A 15,833-nucleotide genomic window follows, 5' to 3' on the forward strand; every position below is an offset into this window, starting at 1 on the left:
GCTGTTTACAAATAAAAGACGCCGCTGCATACGGTTTCGGCGGGTCCCGTCATCAGCACGTGCCCGTTGTCCTGCCAATTAATCACAAGATCGCCTCCCGCTAAATGAACGGTGATATCCCGGTTTCGTTCAGAAACACCGTTCAATACGGATGCGACAGTCGCCGCACAGGCGCCTGTTCCGCAAGCCTGTGTAATGCCGGAGCCGCGTTCCCATACGCGGAAATGAAGCTCATCGGCGCTGACGGTTTCCACAAATTCGACATTGACGCCTTCCGGAAATCTCGGGTCTTTTTCAATGACGGGACCGAGCGTTGTAAGAGGCGCTTGATTGATATCCGCAACCGGAAAAACAATATGGGGGTTTCCCATTGATACGGCTGTTCCGGAAAGCTCCGTTTCTCCAAAAACAAAGGTTTCATCGATCGTCCGTTCATCTTCATTGCCGAGCATCGGCAGCTCTTTTTTGGTGAGGCGCGGTTCGCCCATATCAACGGCGACTTCACGCACAATCCCGTTGTCCTCTGTAATGTCTGCTTTCACAAGACCTGAAAGCGTCTCAATGAAAAAGGACGTTTCTTCTGTCAGCTTATGTTCGTATGCGTACTTTGCCACACAGCGAAGGCCGTTGCCGCAATTTTTCCCTTCTGAGCCGTCATTATTAAAAATCCGCATTTTGACGGGCGCTTTTTCTGACGGACAGATGAGGATCATTCCGTCAGAGCCGATGCCCGTGTGAATGCTGGACACTTTAACGGCAATCTCAGCCAGCCGTTCTTCCGGCAGCTGTTCTTCAAATTGATTTACATATATATAACTGTTTCCAAGACCGTGCATCTTGGTAAAACGGAATGAATTCATATCGGCCTCCAACTTTTTTTCTTTTACTTAGTATAAAAGCTCTTCTCCTCGGACACAATACAAATATCCCCCGTTTTTCATACATAAAAGCTCCCTGCATATGCAGGGAGCTTTTATCGTTTACTAAATAAACATGCCGGCAATCGCCGCGCTGAGAAGGTTTGCGAGTGTTCCCGCAATAACCGCTCTTAATCCGAGGCGCGCAATGTCCGAACGGCGGCTTGGGGCCAAACCGCCCAGTGTGCCGAGCATAATCGCAATCGAAGAGAAGTTGGCAAATCCGCACAGCGCAAAGCTGATAATCGTAGACGTTTTTTTAGAAAAGTCCGCAATATGCGGCCCGAAGTTTGAATAAGCGACAAACTCATTCAGCACAAGTTTCTGTCCGATATAGCTTCCCGCTCCGAGCGCTTCATGCCAAGGAACGCCGATTACAAATGCGATCGGTGAAAACACGTAACCGAGAATGGATTCTAATGTAATATGTTTGAAACCGAACCAGCCGCCGATTCCGCCCAGAATTCCGTTCACTACGGCGATGAGCGCGACAAACGCAAGCAGCATGGCGCCGACATTTAGAGCAATCTGAAGGCCAGTGGACGCGCCTTTTGCCGCTGCATCAATCACATTAGCGGCGCCTTCGCCTTCTTCGTCCATATTAAAATCGCCTTTTATCGTCTGCGTTTTTTCCGTTTCAGGTATTAAAATTTTTCCGAACACGAGACCGGCGGGAGCCGCCATAAAGCTGGCCGCCAGCAAGTATTCGATCGGAATGCCTAACAGGGCGTAACCGAAAAGCGTCGAACCCGCTACAGCCGAAAGGCCGCTCGTCATAATCGTAAACAGCTCGGAACGGGTCAATCCCGCAATCAGCGGTTTAATGGCAAGCGGTGATTCAGACTGTCCGACAAAAATATTCGCAGCAGCCGCAAGCGATTCCGTTCTGCTTGTCCCAAGAAGCTTTGACAGTCCGCCTCCGATGACGCGAAAGATGAGCTGCATGATTTTCAAGTGATACAAAACGGCAATCAGCGCTGAGAAAAAGATAATGACCGGCAGAACGCTCAGCGCAAAAGCCGGGCTGCTGCCCACTTTTAACAGCGGGCCAAAAATAAAGCTGATGCCTTCGTTCGCATAATCAATGAGAAGCTGCACACGGCTTGAGAACCATAAAAATACGGCCCGTCCGGCGTCCCACTTTAATACGATGAATCCGAAGGCCATTTGTAAACATAAACCGACAATGACGGTTCGCAGGTTAATTTTGCTTTTCTTCTCTGATAACAAAAAAGCAATGGCTAATATAGCAACTGCCCCGAGCAGCCCCCAAACGATATTCAATGAATCCACCTCTAAAATTTTATTTAAAAAAAGTCTTTATTAAGATAACAATATTTATTTTTGCTGTCTACAAATTTTTTATTTTGCCAAAACCCGGGGCGCAATAAAAAAGAGACCCCGTTCGGAGCCTCTGATTAAAACATCGGATTTTCTTCTATGAATGTATATATGTTGTCAACCAATTCAGCAGGCGTGCCCCCCGTGACCACTTCGCCGTTGACCAGGGCGAACAGGGACTCCATGCATTTCCCGCAATAGCTTAAACAGCCGTATTCAAGCACGTCCAAGTTCGGATCCTTCTCTAAGATCTCAAGTGCTTCCTGGGAACCGCGCGCTAAATTGCTGACACAGAATTCAATCATCGGATTCATGCGGTTTCACCTCACATATGTACCTTATCCTAACGGAATTTCCTCTATTCGTCAAAGATCCGGTTTCACGTTCAATGTTATCGTAACATATTAATTCAGGTTAAAGGTTTTACTATTACGTGTTTTCTGGTCAATTTGTAGGTTATTTTAAAACTATTATTGTGGTTTTAGATCAAATTCGATATAATTCTAGATGTTATTTTACATAGTTCGTTATTTTGTAACAACATTGACTACCATATTTTTCGGGCAAAAGGGGAATCATTATGAAAAAATTGGTCTTGATCGGCGGGGGTTACGGAAACATGCGGGTGCTGCACCGCTTACTGCCGAACCAGCTTCCGTCAGATATATCCATCACGCTGATTGACAGAAACCCGTATCACTGCTTAAAAACAGAATATTATGCGCTCGCCGCCGGCACGATTTCTGATCATCATATCAGGGTGTCTTTTCCTGAGCATCCGAATCTGGATGTTCAATACGGTGAGGTGGCTTCCGTCGACACGAAAAACAAACAGGTTCTGTTTCATGACCGCGAACCGATTTCTTACGATGACGCGGTGATCGGACTGGGCTGCGAGGATAAGTATCATAACGTGCCCGGCGCACCGGAACATACTTACAGCATTCAGACCATTGATCAGTCACGCGAAGCCTATCAAAAGCTGAACAACCTCGGCGCCAATGCATCTGTCGCTATCGTCGGAGCGGGATTAAGCGGCGTGGAGCTTGCCAGTGAATTAAGAGAGAGCCGTGACGATCTGAAGATTATGTTATTTGACCGGGGCGACCTGATTTTATCAAGCTTTCCGAAAAGACTCAGCAAGTACGTTCAGAAATGGTTTGAAGAACACGGCGTCACCATTATCAATAATGCGAATATTACAAAAGTGGAAGACGGCATCGTTTATAATCATGATGAAGGAATACCGGCCGATGCCATCGTGTGGACGGCGGGAATTCAGCCGAATAAAGCCGTCAGAGAACTGGACGCTGAAAAAGACCCGCAAGGCCGCATCGTTTTAACACCGCATCACAACCTTCCGGGCGATGAGCATGTTTACGTCGTCGGTGATTGCGCGAGCCTGCCGCATGCGCCGAGCGCCCAGCTGGCTGAAGCGCAAGCGGAACAAATTGTGCAGATCCTCCTGAAACGCTGGAACAATGAAGAGCTGCCGGAAACAATGCCGCAATTTAAGCTGAAAGGCGTTCTCGGTTCACTCGGAAAAAAAGCGGGCTTCGGTCTTGTCAACGACCGTCCGCTCATCGGGCGTGTGCCCCGTTTATTAAAATCAGGCCTTTTATGGATGTACAAGCATCATAACGGCTGATAAGAAAAAAGCCGCTGATTGCGATCAGCGGCCATTTTTAAGAGCCCGCAACATAGCCGCGCTTTTCCATTTCTTCATATATATCTTTTAAATGCGGATTCCCTTCCCCCACAATGACATCCTCCACCAGCACGAGCGGATAGAAGAATTCATCGTTTCTGATGCGCTCCGCAAGCTCTTCTGTCTCCTTTTGCTGAGGCGGTGCGTCAATATCAATATACCGCATGCTAAAAGGCTGCTCCGGATATTTCCGTTTCAGCGCCGCCTCCAGCCATTCAAACGTATCTTTGGCGCTCGGCATATTCACGCAGCTTGCGCAAAGCGTTTCAGCGCCGTAAACACTGAGCGTAACCGGCTTTGTCATGTATATCATCCCCTTTACACCAGTATACAAAGGACGGGGCAGCTTTTGTATAAAAAACGGTTTTTATGTTCAAGTTTAAATATGCTATAATGGGGAAAGCAGCTTTGCAAACCAAACATTAGATTTTTACCGTTACTGTGAATATAATGGTTTTATGTATATGAAAGGAGCGAATCTCATGACTGAGGTTGAAATGAAAGAGCAAGTACAGGAAGTATTGGATAAATTACGTCCGTTTCTGCTTCGTGACGGCGGTGACTGTGAGCTTGTTGACGTAGACGAAGGCATCGTAAAGCTTCGCCTCCTTGGCGCATGCGGCAGCTGCCCAAGTTCAACGATTACGCTGAAAGCCGGAATCGAACGCGCCCTTCTTGAAGAAGTACCGGGTGTCGTTGAAGTAGAACAAGTATTTTAATCGTAAAACCAGGCTGCATGACAGCCTGGTTTTTTATTTTTTACAAATAGTCATCAAACCATGAACAAATATAACGGATGCGTTTCATCCGCTGTTCCGGATGGCCGCTTCTCGACAGCTCATGCGTAGCTTTCGGAAACCGGATGAACGACGTCGTTTTGTTCAGTTTCTTCAATGCGGTAAAAAGCTGCTCCGCCTGCTCTATCGGACAGCGGTCATCGCGCTCACCGTGCAGAATCAAAAGCGGCGTCGAAACGCGGGACGCATATTTTACAGGAGAACGATCCCAAAGCTTATCCGCTTCCTCAAACAAATCATGCCCGAGCTGCCAGTCGGTAAAAAAGAAACCGATATCGCTGACACCGTGGAAGCTAAACCAATTTGAAATGGAGCGCTGCGTGACGGCTGCTTTAAAACGGTCTGTCTGCCCGACAATCCAATTCGTCATAAACCCTCCGTAGCTTCCGCCCGTCACACCGAGACGGCCGCTGTCAATAAACGGATACGCCTGAACGGCTTCATCCACCGCCTGCATGACATCACGGTAATCTCCGCCTCCGTAATCACCCCTGACACGATTGACAAAATCCTGCCCGTAGCCATGGCTTCCTCTCGGGTTGACATACAAGACAGCATATCCTTGTGCGGCCAGCACTTGGAATTCGTGAAAATACGTATGGCCGTACATCATGTGAGGCCCGCCGTGTATATATAGAATGAGCGGATAAGTTTGATCCTCTTCAAAAACGGCGGGCTTTAAAAACCAGCCGTTTACCGTCAGCCCGTCCTTTGTTTCAAATTGCAGCTTTTCCGGCACGGATATGATACGCTCCTCAATAAACCGATCATTGTCAAATGTCAATTGCTTCTCTTCCCCATCTTCAAGTGAAATGCTGTAAAGCTCGGAAGGCTGTGCGGGTTTGGCAATGACAGCGATGCAGCTTTTCTGATCAGGATGAAAAGCAAAACCGTTCACATACTCTTCTTCTAATCGGATCGGATATACGAGGCCGTCAATCGAGATATAATAAATACCGGTGCTTCCCTGCTCGCTCCCGAGAACGTAAAAGCCCTGCCCGTCGTTTGTCCATACCGGCCGGGGCGTCACTCCTCCTATGATTGAATCCGCAATCAGCGCATCGCTCAAATGAACATCCAGCATGTCGGTCAGGCAGGACAGCCGCTCAGTTTTCACCTCGTACAGCCACGCTTTTTCTAAAGTCGCATTGCGAAATTCATTTTCATGACCCAGCATCGCGATATAAGAACCGTCCGGTGAAAACACGCAGGAACCGAAAGAACCGCGGTGCGGCGTAATCTGCTTTAGGCTTCCGTCCGCCAGATTCATCAGATAGACATCGCTCGGCTTTCCGGCGTCACCCGGCTCGCATAAATTGGCGGTAAATGCAAGCTGCCTGCCATCCGTTGAAAAGGCCGCGCCATAATGATCCGCTTCATGATCCGTCAGCTGCTGAATCTCCCCCGTTTCAAGATGAATCAGCACAAGCTGGGCCCAGCTTCCGTTCAGCAGGCCTTTCCCGTCACGTTTATATGTTAATGACTGAATGTCAACCGGCTCATACTCGTCATGCTTCTTTTTTTCTTTCTCATCGGCGCGCTCCGCTGATGTCAGACTGACGGACACAAGCACGGATCTGCCGTCGGGCGCCCATATCGGATCAGATACACCCCAAGGAATATCGGCCGCCTGCTCCGCCTCTCCGCCGGCAGCGTCGATGATGTACAGCTGAGGGATGCCGTTCTCCCTGTCAGAAACAAAGGCGAGGCGCCGTCCGTCAGGCGACCACCGCGGACTTGTGTTTCTATTGTCCCCAAAAGTCCAAGGGTTTGAGATGCCGGATTCTTTGTCATATACCATAATGGCTGAGGAATAGGAATCACGCTTATGATTGACTGTTGTCCGGACGTAAGCGGCTCTTCTGCCGTCACGGGCATATTGCGGGTCTGTCACGGATACGAGAGACGCAATGTCCTCCTCGGTTATGAGTTTTTTCAAATCGTTTCTCCTCCTTTTCTTTTTTATTTCGCTTCTCTAAATAAAAATCCTTCTCCAGAAAAAGAAAGCGTCCTTCTCTGATGGGAAGAACGCTTTTTTATCATTATACACTTTTCACCTGCTCTAAAGGATTCCGTTCAATTACACTTCCTTCTGACGGGACGGTAAGCGCCGCAATCTCACAGTGGGGGAAATGCTCAGAAAGCTGTTTTCTCAGCTCTTCTCCCTTTCCTTTTTCAATCAGGACAAGAATTGTCGGTCCCGCTCCGCTCAGCGCCGTTCCGTAAGCGCCTTTCATTTCGGCCGCATGTTCCACCTTTGAAAGCTCAGGAACAAGCATGGCGCGGTACGGCTGATGGAGGATGTCTTTTCTCATCATTTTCCCGGCGAGCGCCCAGTCATTTGACATGATCGCAGCAACGAGAAGGTTGCTGACGGCGCTTGCTTTAACGGCGCGTCGGTACGGCAGCTCTTTCGGGAGCACGTCTCTTGCGTCCCTGGTCAGAACTTCGTAAAACGGAATCACTGCCACAACGTCGATATCCGCTTCGGCAACACGCACGATATGTGTTTCATCTTCTTCGTGAAGGCCGATCACAAGCCCTCCTGCAAGGGAAGCAGCGGCATTATCAGGGTGCCCCTCTTCAAGACTCGCTAAGTGCAGTTTGTCGCTTTCCGACAGCTGCAGGCCGCATAACTCATCCGCAAGCTCAATGGCGGCGACGATAGCGGCCGCGCTGCTTCCGAGACCCCGCGCAAGGGGGATGTCACTCCACACTTTGACATGGGCGGGCGGCAGCTCTTTCTGATAGCGGTCAGCCGTCCGTTTGGCGACTTGGTAGATGAGGTTGTCCGTTCCTTGAGGGATGCCCGCGACAGTTTCGGTTTCCGCCGAGAACTGCCATTCATCGTTTCGGAAAACCGAAAGCTTCAAATATCTGCTGAGCGCCATCCCGACGGAATCAAACCCGGGCCCTAAGTTGGCGGTGCTTCCCGGAACCGTAATGGAAAACAGCATCTCCGCCTCATTCATACACGCGCCGCTCCATTTAAGTATTCCAGAATACTGTCCTCATCTGTCGGCAGCGTAATCGGTTTTATGTCAGATACGTCTACAGCCGTGTTCGGATCTTTCAGGCCGTTTCCGGTCAAAACTGCGACAACCTTGCTGCCTTTTGGAATTTCACCGGATTTTACCTGTTTCAAAACGCCGGCGATGGATGCACAGGAGCCCGGTTCGGCAAACACGCCTTCTTCACGGGCAATCAGCTGATAAGCGTGAAGAATTTCTTCATCTGTGACTTCATCAATTTTTCCGGCTGATTCCTCCGCAGCGAGCACGGCTTTGTCCCAGCTGGCGGGATTCCCGATTCGGATTGCCGTCGCAACGGTTTCTGGATTTTTAATAACTTCCCCGCGGACGATAGCCGCAGAACCTTCCGCCTCAAAACCGCGCATTTTCGGAAGTCCGGTGCCGTTTTTCTCATGATATTCTTTGAACCCTTTCCAGTAGGCCGTGATATTCCCGGCGTTTCCTACCGGGATCGCCAGAATGTCCGGCGCTTCGCCGAGCTGTTCGCATACTTCAAAGGCCGCTGTTTTTTGCCCTTCAATCCGGTAAGGGTTTACTGAATTCACTAATGCAATCGGTGATTTTCCGCAAATCGACCGGACGATGGCCAGCGCGTCGTCAAAGTTTCCGTCAATCGCAATGATTTCCGCACCGTACATGACGGCCTGCGCAAGTTTTCCGAAGGCGATTTTTCCGTCCGGGATGATGACGATGCATTTCATGCCGGCTCTCGCCGCGTATGCCGCAGCCGCCGCGGATGTGTTGCCTGTAGAGGCGCACATGATGGTATCATTGCCTTCTTCTTTCGCTTTGGCGACCGCCATGACCATGCCGCGGTCTTTAAAGGATCCCGTCGGATTAACGCCCTCTGTTTTCACATGCAGTTCAATTCCGAGCTTTTCGGAAAGCTTCGGCAGGTGAATCAGCGGCGTGTTGCCTTCATGCAATGTCAGGGCCGGCGTCCGATCCGTCACCGGCAGAAATTCTTTATATTGATGGATGAGTCCTTTCCACATTAGCTCCAACCGTTCCCTTCTACGCGATATGTGCTTTTTACTTCTTGTACGACTTCGAGGTCATTTAAGTTTTGCAGAATGTCGCTGAAATCTTCTTCCGATGTATGATGCGTGACGATGACGATTTCCGCGAGGTCGTCGTGGCCTTTGATCGGCAGCTGCAGAATTTTTTCAAAGCTGACGCCGCGCTCTGAGAAGGCCGATGTGATTTTTGAAAAAGAGCCGACCTGGTCTTTGACATGAATTCTTAAAAACTGCTGGGCATAGATATCAGACGGCTGCTTCAGATTTCTTTCAAACTGCGGGGCGACAAAGCTGTTTCCGTTTACGCCGAGACGCATGTTTTTCATGACCGCGACCAGATCGGAAACGACCGATGTCGCAGTCGGCATGCTTCCGGCTCCGGGGCCGTAAAACATCGTTTCGCCGACGGCTTCTCCGTACACGTAAACGGCATTAAACTCGTTATGCACCGCAGAGAGCGGATGATGATCCGGAAGCAGTGTCGGCTGAACGCTGACTTCGATTTTATTGTCATCACGCTGGGCGATGCCGATCAGCTTCATCGTATAGCCGAGCCGTTTGCTGAAGCTGATATCTTCATCCGTAATCCGGGAAATTCCTTTTACTTTGACATCGTCCAGATCAACGTCCATAGAGAAGCCGAGACGGGCTAAAATCGCCATCTTGCGCGCGGCATCGAGCCCTTCTACATCGGCGGTCGGGTCCGCTTCCGCGAATCCGAGATCCTGCGCTTCCTTCAGCACTTCTTCATACGGGCTTTTTTCTTTAATCATTTTCGTTAAGATGAAGTTCGTCGTTCCGTTGACGATTCCCATCATTTTTGTGATCCGGTCAGAGGAAAGGCCTTCTTCGAGCGTGCGTAAAATCGGAATTCCGCCGGCGACACTCGCTTCATAATACAAGTCACAGCCATTTTCCTTTGCGGCGGCTAAAAGCTCTGAGCCATATACGGCGATCAGATCTTTATTTGCGGTCACAACATGTTTTTTCGCTTTCAAGGCGTCAAGAAGATATTGCTTCGTCTGTTCGACACCGCCGATGACTTCAATAATCACGTCGACCTCAGGGTCATCGATTACATCATAGACTTCTGTCGTCAGCACTTCTTTCGGCAGGTCTGCGTCTCGTTTTTTATCAATATCTTTAACTAGCACTTTTTTGATCGTCACCGGACAGCCGACCTGGTGCATAAGCTTATCCTGGTGATCTTGTATAATTTTGACGACTCCGCTTCCCACGGTTCCCAGTCCTAACAGTCCAATACGAATCGCTTCCAAAGAGAAACTCCACCTTTCTTCCTTTTGTCCACTAGAAAAGGACAATTGTTAACCCTTCACAGACATTTAAGTTACAAATATTATATAAGCCCGCATTTGTTTTGACAAGCGGCTGAATATTGTTTCTACGGCTATGAAAACGCTTAACACACTGATATGACAAGATTCCCTATTTTCTAAATATTTTTACGTCATATTTTCTTACGAACTGATTCCTTTTCCGAGCCACGCCACAGGCGGGACAAAAACCTGCGCCGACCTGACATTCATCATGTTGTGACATGTCTGTAAAAACTGTTCATAGCGGGTGCAGTCGGCAAGAATGTAGTCAAGCTGCTCTTCGTAAAACTGTTTTTCAGAATCATGAGAAATGTAATAGCTTTCCACCGTCTCGAAGAAATGGAGCGGAAACAGCAGGCGGCTGTAAAACAGGCGCTTGGAAAAGGAGGATAACGGCGTAACTTGCTCATATTCCTGCAGAAACAAAAAACCATCTTTGAGCAGGTCGTCACGATGATACAAATATGTGCTGCGCATATATTCCGCAATATCACGGGCGGCATGGTCGAATACCCAATCGCCCGGAATGCGGATCAATGATTCCTCCGACCAGGTATCCCGTTCCATCCGCTGATGACAGATTGTCCCCGAGTCTTCTGCGCCGGGATTGTCATCCAGCTCCGTATCCACTAAATATTGAATGGCGTTTTCCGCTAAGCCTGAATAATAAGGAAATGCTTCGATCATTTTCTTTTCGAACGGTTCAAGCGGAGACATATGAATTTTCTGCATCCAGAATGATTCCAGCTGATCCACCCGTTTTCCCCATAAGTCCTTCCATTGGCCGATCCTGCCCGCTTCTTTCACTTCGTACGGAAAACCCCGCCCTTTTCTGTGAAATTCGGCAAGCTCCCCTCCGACAGAAAACGACCGGTTTGAGACGGGAATCGGCGCTTTTAAGAGCGCATACGTTTTGCCTTCGTCCTCAAAGGTCAGTTCTCCTTCCTTCGTAAAGATAAACACTGAAACGTATGGGTCACTTTGTTCTTGTAAATACTGACTCATGTAGTAAAGCTCCGTCAGCTCTGATTGCGAAAACCCGGAAACGGGAATTATAAGAAAGAAGGAATTAGGCGTCTGGAAGCATTGGTATTTCTGATAAACGGAAAGCTGTCTGACGTGGATGCCGTACTTTTCTTTAATGATGCTTTTCATCATAATCACCTGCCTGAAAAATTAGAGCTATTCACATCGTAGTCATACGCCGGCGGAATTATGAATACATATTGTAATCCTTTGAATCAAGTGAAGAAACATCGTACACATCGGAAGGATGTTGTATAAACTAGTAAAAAAAGATTGGGTGAAGCAAATGTCAGAAAAGGAACAACTGAATCAGGTGGAAGCTGTCGCCAGAGCGCGTTTAAAAGAACGGGGGGTTGAGACGGACGATATTGCCGAGCTGGTGTATTTCCTTCAAAAAAAATATCATCCTGATTTGACGATGGAGGTATGCAGGCTCAATGTGGACCGTGTCATCGCAAAACGCGAGGTGCAAAACGCCATTTTAACGGGAATAGAATTAGATGTGCTCGCCGAACAAAAAAAGCTGTCTGAACCGCTTCAGACCATTCTGGCGATTGATGAAAGCCTGTATGGGGTTGACGAGGTGCTCGCCTTCTCTATCGTGAATATATACGGCTCGATCGGCTTTACGAATTACGGCTACATTGACAAAGAAAAACCCGGCATTCTCGGGCGGTTAAATGATAAATCTACGGGCGAATGCCATACGTTTCTTGATGATATCGTCGGCGCAATCGCAGCAGCGGCTTCAAGCCGGCTTGCTCACAGCGCCAGAAATACAGAATAAGGACGGCCGTCATGGCCGTCCCTTTTTTTATAGATGTTCAATCCATTCGGTTAAAGAATCAATCGCATATGTCGGCTTCTGGTCGTAATCTGCCATATGCTCACGCTTTGTCACGCCGGTGTGAACCAGCAGCGTATCCATGCCCGCATTGATGCCGGCCATAATGTCCGTTGCATAGTTATCGCCGACCATGAGTGTTTCGGAAATATCCGTTCCGAGCACACGCATCGCCTGTTCCATAATAATGGATTCAGGCTTGCCGATAAAGACAGGTTCAACGCCCGTTGACACCGTCAAAACGGATGTGAGCGAACCGTTCCCTGGTAAAAGCCCTCTTTCAGTCGGAATGGCGACGTCGCCGTTTGTTGAAATGAACCGGGCGCCGTTTCTGATCGCAAGGCATCCCGTTGCCAACTTTTCATATGTAATGCCGCGGTCGATTCCCACAACGACAAAGTCCGCGTTTTCTTCTCCGAAGCTCAGCCCGTTTTCTTCAATGGCCTGACGGATGCCTTCTTCGCCGATCACATACACCGACGCGTCTTTTTTCTGCTGGGCGATATGCTGCGCAGTCGCCATGCTCGTCGTGAAGACCTGCTCTTCAGATGCCGGAATGTCAAAGCTCATCAGCTTGTCCGCCACCTGCTTCGGCGTCCGGGAAGAATTGTTCGTCACGAATAAATACGGAATGCCGCGCGCTTTAAGCGTTCTCACGAATTCACACGCTTCTTCGATTTTTTCCGTCCCATTGTACATTGTGCCGTCCAAATCTATCAAATATCCTTTATAATCCTTCATACTCAACACTCCTGTGGATTTTCTCACTCTTTGTTATTTAAATGCGGAAACAGGCCCTAATTCTGTTTCCAGGTAGGTTCTTACACGGGCCGGAAAGGCTTTCAGCACATCTCTGTTTGACGTGATCAGCGTAAACAGCTCCTGATGGTCGGCATACTGATATTCCTGGACAAGCTGCTTTCTGGAAGAGATCAGCTGCTTCAGCTTATTCCCTTCATCCTCAGCTACCACCTTTTCATCCGTCAGAATATCCATGATGTCGTCATAACTGCCCGGATCGCGCATGATAAAGCCGTCAATCATATCATTTCCGACATCGAGAATGCATTCGATCATAAGATGGCTGATCCGCTCAAGCGCCCTTTTTTCGATTTCGCTCTGCCATGCAGGCGTGCTGTCAAACAGCGCCAGCTGGGTCTCAAAAAAACGGAGTGTTTGTTCGATATTATTTCTGTCAACAAAATACACGTGACAGCATCCCCTTCTGCATCAATTATTTTCTGATTCGTTTTAAAACAAAATACGCGCAGCCGAAATTGCAGTATTCGTAAATGTATTCGTCCAATGTGCTGATTTTCGTTTCAAAGGTTGCTTTTTGATTCTGGTCATCAAAGAAGCCTTTGAGCCGCAGCTGACTGTATCCCCAGTCTCCCACAATGTAATCATATTTATTTAATATGTCCGAATAGCGGGCTTTGAACGCTTCTTCATTAAAGCCGTTTTTAAAATCGTGTACGAGTTCAAACTCGGCATTTTGAATAAGAATCATGTCTTCACCTCTTTTATCACTCTTTACTATCATAATTCATTGACTTCTGTCCATCAATTGCAAAATGAGACGGTTCGGACGGACGGAGAATTTTTCCTCTTTATATCCAGTGTAGCGGTTCAGACGATCCTTATTCAAGAATGACTTTTTCCCTGCAAAAACGGCTCCATCACAAAAAACCCAAAACCTGCGGCGTTTTGGGTTTTTTCGGCTTATCTTATGCTTGGGCCTGACGTTTTTTAGACGCTTCGTTCACTTGTTCATCCGCATGGTAGGAAGAACGGACAAGCGGGCCTGCTTCACAGTGGCTGAAGCCTTTTTGCATCGCGATTTCTTTCAGTTCGGCAAATTCGTCCGGATGATAATATTTTTGGACTTTTAAATGTTTTTTCGACGGCTGCAGGTATTGGCCGATCGCCATGATGTCGACATTGTTCGCAAGCAGGTCGTCCATCACTTCAATAATTTCTTCCTTCGTTTCGCCGAGACCGATCATAATGCTTGATTTCGTCGGGATGTCAGGCTGCATTTCTTTCGCACGGCGCAAGAATTCCAAAGAACGGTCATATGTTGCGCGGGCCCGGACTCTCGGTGTCAGGCGGCGGACGGTTTCAATGTTGTGGTTCAGAATATCAGGACGGGTATCCATTAATGTTTTCAGGTTGTCGTAATTTCCGCCCATATCGGATGGCAGCACTTCAATTGTCGTGAACGGGCTTTTTCTGCGGATCGCCCGGACCGTTTCCGCAAAGACGCCTGCTCCGCCGTCTTTCTGATCATCACGCGCTACGGCCGTGATGACGGCGTGTTTTAAATTCATCAGCGCGACGGAATCAGCTACGCGTTCCGGTTCCTGCAGATCCAGCTCAGTCGGCAGTCCCGTTTTTACAGCGCAGAAGCGGCATGCTCTCGTACAGACGGAACCGAGAATCATGAACGTCGCCGTACGTCTGACAGCCCAGCATTCATGGATGTTCGGGCATTTTGCTTCTTCACATACGGTATGCAGATTATTTTCACGCATTAATTTTTTCAGACCCGTATAGTTTTCATTCGTGTTCAGCTTTATTTTGAGCCATTCCGGCTTTCTCAGATGCTCGTCTTTCTTTGCCATTTCCCCATCATCTCCATTATCCCTTTATTCATGTTCGTGTGCGAAAAATTTCTATTTCACGATGGATATAAAACTTGCGGATTTCTATTCAATAGTCACTTTAACATAGGAAAAATTTCTCGACAAGGGAAGAGAATTACTTACATTTTCTCGGATTGTTGCCGCAAACTATGTGTATTCAATCCTGAAAGGAGATCATGTTGTGAAAGTTCTGTTATCTGCTCTTCTCCTTTTATCAGTTTTCTGTCCGGCTGCAAGCGGGAAAGAACAATCGGCTCCTGTTTACGGCGAACGGATGCAGTTGTACCGCAAAGCCGAAGCAGTCACGCAGATTCCTTGGTATGTGCTTGCGGCGGTTGATCAATATGAAGAAAATGTCCGCTCGAACCGAAAGGATCTGCCGGAAAAAGCGGGAATCATCAGCATTTATATTCCGGATCATTTGTGGAGCGGCCCTGAAAATCCAAATCCTAAGGACGATGCGCCTCTCAGCATTAAAGTATTTGACGGGATCGGCCTGGACGGCGACGGCGACGGAAAAGCCGAGGTAAGCAATGATGAGGACATTCTTTATACATTTGCACAGTATTTAGCGGGATTCGGAACGGATCTTGACCATATCCGCATCGGCCTCTGGAATTATTACCGCCGTGATCAGACGGTCGGCATTATCACCGAATTCATGACACTGTTTAAAACGTTCGGCCGCCTTGATCTCGGAGAGCACGCCTTTCCGCTTCCCGTGAAGACGGATTACAGCTACCGCAGCACGTGGGGCGCCGCACGGGGTTTCGGCGGGCGCCGGATTCACGAAGGAACGGATCTGTTCGCTCATTACGGGCTCCCTGTCAGATCGACCTGCTACGGTATTGTTGAAATGAAGGGCTGGAACCGTTTCGGCGGCTGGAGAATCGGCATCAGGGATATCAATAACACGTATCACTACTTCGCTCACCTGAACGGCTTTGCAAAAGGTGTGCATAAAGGCCGGATCGTCAAACCCGGAGAGGTGATCGGCTCTGTCGGCAGTTCCGGATACGGACCGCCGGGCACCGCGGGAAAATTTCCGCCGCATCTTCACTACGGGATGTATAAAGATAACGGCAGATCGGAATGGTCTTTTGATCCGTATCCTCATTTAAGGGCATGGGAGCGTAAAGAAATCCGCAGGAAAAAGTAAACACACAG

17 protein-coding genes are annotated in these 15,833 nt (G+C 48.5%); 4 read left to right on the forward strand and 13 right to left on the reverse strand.

Annotated elements, in window-relative coordinates:
* Positions 1–5: 5 nt before the first annotated feature.
* The 3 genes from dapF to MY7_RS13575 form a co-directional block, all read right to left on the reverse strand.
* Complete coding sequence (gene dapF, locus MY7_RS13565) at positions 6–860, reverse strand: diaminopimelate epimerase (RefSeq protein WP_007613534.1); 855 nt, start codon at positions 858–860, stop codon at positions 6–8.
* Between the two features lie 123 nt (positions 861–983).
* Positions 984–2,201 carry a NupC/NupG family nucleoside CNT transporter gene (locus MY7_RS13570; protein WP_012118346.1) on the reverse strand — a complete coding sequence of 406 codons (1,218 nt, stop codon included), beginning with the start codon at positions 2,199–2,201 and terminating at the stop codon, positions 984–986.
* A gap of 134 nt (positions 2,202–2,335) precedes the next feature.
* On the reverse strand, positions 2,336–2,572 hold the full coding sequence (locus tag MY7_RS13575) for a YuzB family protein (RefSeq protein WP_007408721.1): 237 nt from the start codon (positions 2,570–2,572) through the stop codon (positions 2,336–2,338).
* Positions 2,573–2,838: 266 nt separating this feature from the next.
* On the opposite strand from MY7_RS13575, the gene MY7_RS13580 reads away from it, so the two are divergent.
* The gene (locus MY7_RS13580; protein WP_007613539.1) at positions 2,839–3,906 is read left to right on the forward strand and encodes an NAD(P)/FAD-dependent oxidoreductase; all 1,068 of its coding nucleotides are present in this window, start codon (positions 2,839–2,841) and stop codon (positions 3,904–3,906) included.
* 37 nt (positions 3,907–3,943) lie between these two features.
* Here the strand turns inward: MY7_RS13580 and MY7_RS13585 are convergent, their stop codons facing one another.
* The gene (locus MY7_RS13585; RefSeq protein WP_007613541.1) at positions 3,944–4,270 is read right to left on the reverse strand and encodes a YuzD family protein; all 327 of its coding nucleotides are present in this window, start codon (positions 4,268–4,270) and stop codon (positions 3,944–3,946) included.
* Positions 4,271–4,349: 79 nt separating this feature from the next.
* Here MY7_RS13585 and MY7_RS13590 point away from each other — a divergent pair, with 79 nt between their 5' ends.
* Complete coding sequence (locus MY7_RS13590) at positions 4,350–4,685, forward strand: NifU family protein (RefSeq protein ID WP_169510385.1); 336 nt, start codon at positions 4,350–4,352, stop codon at positions 4,683–4,685.
* Positions 4,686–4,725: 40 nt separating this feature from the next.
* On the opposite strand, the gene MY7_RS13595 is transcribed toward MY7_RS13590, so the two are convergent.
* The 5 genes from MY7_RS13595 to yutH all read right to left on the reverse strand — a co-directional run bounded on the left by MY7_RS13595 (position 4,726) and on the right by yutH (position 11,309).
* Positions 4,726–6,702 carry a S9 family peptidase gene (locus MY7_RS13595; protein ID WP_007613544.1) on the reverse strand — a complete coding sequence of 659 codons (1,977 nt, stop codon included), beginning with the start codon at positions 6,700–6,702 and terminating at the stop codon, positions 4,726–4,728.
* A 103-nt stretch (positions 6,703–6,805) separates the two neighbouring features.
* The gene (thrB, locus tag MY7_RS13600) at positions 6,806–7,735 is read right to left on the reverse strand and encodes a homoserine kinase (protein WP_007613546.1); all 930 of its coding nucleotides are present in this window, start codon (positions 7,733–7,735) and stop codon (positions 6,806–6,808) included.
* Complete coding sequence (gene thrC / locus MY7_RS13605; protein ID WP_007613548.1) at positions 7,732–8,790, reverse strand: threonine synthase; 1,059 nt, start codon at positions 8,788–8,790, stop codon at positions 7,732–7,734. The genes thrB and thrC overlap by 4 nt, the downstream gene beginning before the upstream one ends.
* Positions 8,790–10,091 (reverse strand): homoserine dehydrogenase, encoded by a 1,302-nt coding sequence (locus MY7_RS13610; RefSeq protein ID WP_007613551.1) that lies wholly within the window; start codon positions 10,089–10,091, stop codon positions 8,790–8,792. Before MY7_RS13610 ends, thrC begins: the two co-directional genes overlap by 1 nt.
* 201 nt (positions 10,092–10,292) lie before the next feature.
* Positions 10,293–11,309, reverse strand: coding sequence for a spore coat putative kinase YutH (gene yutH, locus MY7_RS13615; RefSeq protein ID WP_007613555.1), 1,017 nt, complete (start codon positions 11,307–11,309; stop codon positions 10,293–10,295).
* Positions 11,310–11,463: 154 nt separating this feature from the next.
* On the opposite strand from yutH, the gene MY7_RS13620 reads away from it, so the two are divergent.
* Positions 11,464–11,964 (forward strand): phosphatidylglycerophosphatase A family protein, encoded by a 501-nt coding sequence (locus MY7_RS13620; RefSeq protein WP_003151934.1) that lies wholly within the window; start codon positions 11,464–11,466, stop codon positions 11,962–11,964.
* Positions 11,965–11,991: 27 nt separating this feature from the next.
* Here the strand turns inward: MY7_RS13620 and MY7_RS13625 are convergent, their stop codons facing one another.
* The 4 genes from MY7_RS13625 to lipA all read right to left on the reverse strand — a co-directional run bounded on the left by MY7_RS13625 (position 11,992) and on the right by lipA (position 14,645).
* Positions 11,992–12,762: a TIGR01457 family HAD-type hydrolase gene (locus MY7_RS13625; RefSeq protein WP_007613557.1), complete on the reverse strand. Its 771-nt coding sequence runs from the start codon at positions 12,760–12,762 to the stop codon at positions 11,992–11,994.
* A gap of 33 nt (positions 12,763–12,795) precedes the next feature.
* Positions 12,796–13,230: a DUF86 domain-containing protein gene (locus MY7_RS13630; protein ID WP_007613558.1), complete on the reverse strand. Its 435-nt coding sequence runs from the start codon at positions 13,228–13,230 to the stop codon at positions 12,796–12,798.
* 25 nt (positions 13,231–13,255) lie between these two features.
* The gene (locus tag MY7_RS13635) at positions 13,256–13,531 is read right to left on the reverse strand and encodes a YutD family protein (RefSeq protein ID WP_003151928.1); all 276 of its coding nucleotides are present in this window, start codon (positions 13,529–13,531) and stop codon (positions 13,256–13,258) included.
* Positions 13,532–13,748: 217 nt separating this feature from the next.
* The gene (gene lipA, locus MY7_RS13640; protein ID WP_003151923.1) at positions 13,749–14,645 is read right to left on the reverse strand and encodes a lipoyl synthase; all 897 of its coding nucleotides are present in this window, start codon (positions 14,643–14,645) and stop codon (positions 13,749–13,751) included.
* A 202-nt stretch (positions 14,646–14,847) separates the two neighbouring features.
* Between lipA and lytH the strand changes: the two genes are divergently transcribed.
* Positions 14,848–15,825: an L-Ala--D-Glu endopeptidase gene (lytH, locus tag MY7_RS13645; RefSeq protein WP_029325853.1), complete on the forward strand. Its 978-nt coding sequence runs from the start codon at positions 14,848–14,850 to the stop codon at positions 15,823–15,825.
* Positions 15,826–15,833: the final 8 nt, after the last annotated feature.

This window comes from Bacillus sp. 5B6 (assembly GCF_000259405.1).
In the GTDB taxonomy this organism is placed as follows: domain Bacteria; phylum Bacillota; class Bacilli; order Bacillales; family Bacillaceae; genus Bacillus; species Bacillus velezensis.

What these genes read in the sequence shown, in the direction of transcription:
- dapF (WP_007613534.1), bottom strand. Translation starts at nt 860, where the DNA reads ATGAATTCATTCCGTTTTACCAAGATGCACGGTCTTGGAAACAGTTAT.
- MY7_RS13575 (WP_007408721.1), bottom strand. Translation starts at nt 2,572, where the DNA reads ATGAATCCGATGATTGAATTCTGTGTCAGCAATTTAGCGCGCGGTTCC.
- MY7_RS13580 (WP_007613539.1), top strand. Translation starts at nt 2,839, where the DNA reads ATGAAAAAATTGGTCTTGATCGGCGGGGGTTACGGAAACATGCGGGTG.
- MY7_RS13585 (WP_007613541.1), bottom strand. Translation starts at nt 4,270, where the DNA reads ATGACAAAGCCGGTTACGCTCAGTGTTTACGGCGCTGAAACGCTTTGC.
- thrB (WP_007613546.1), bottom strand. Translation starts at nt 7,735, where the DNA reads ATGAATGAGGCGGAGATGCTGTTTTCCATTACGGTTCCGGGAAGCACC.
- thrC (WP_007613548.1), bottom strand. Translation starts at nt 8,790, where the DNA reads ATGTGGAAAGGACTCATCCATCAATATAAAGAATTTCTGCCGGTGACG.
- yutH (WP_007613555.1), bottom strand. Translation starts at nt 11,309, where the DNA reads ATGATGAAAAGCATCATTAAAGAAAAGTACGGCATCCACGTCAGACAG.
- MY7_RS13620 (WP_003151934.1), top strand. Translation starts at nt 11,464, where the DNA reads ATGTCAGAAAAGGAACAACTGAATCAGGTGGAAGCTGTCGCCAGAGCG.
- MY7_RS13625 (WP_007613557.1), bottom strand. Translation starts at nt 12,762, where the DNA reads ATGAAGGATTATAAAGGATATTTGATAGATTTGGACGGCACAATGTAC.
- MY7_RS13635 (WP_003151928.1), bottom strand. Translation starts at nt 13,531, where the DNA reads ATGATTCTTATTCAAAATGCCGAGTTTGAACTCGTACACGATTTTAAA.
- lipA (WP_003151923.1), bottom strand. Translation starts at nt 14,645, where the DNA reads ATGGCAAAGAAAGACGAGCATCTGAGAAAGCCGGAATGGCTCAAAATA.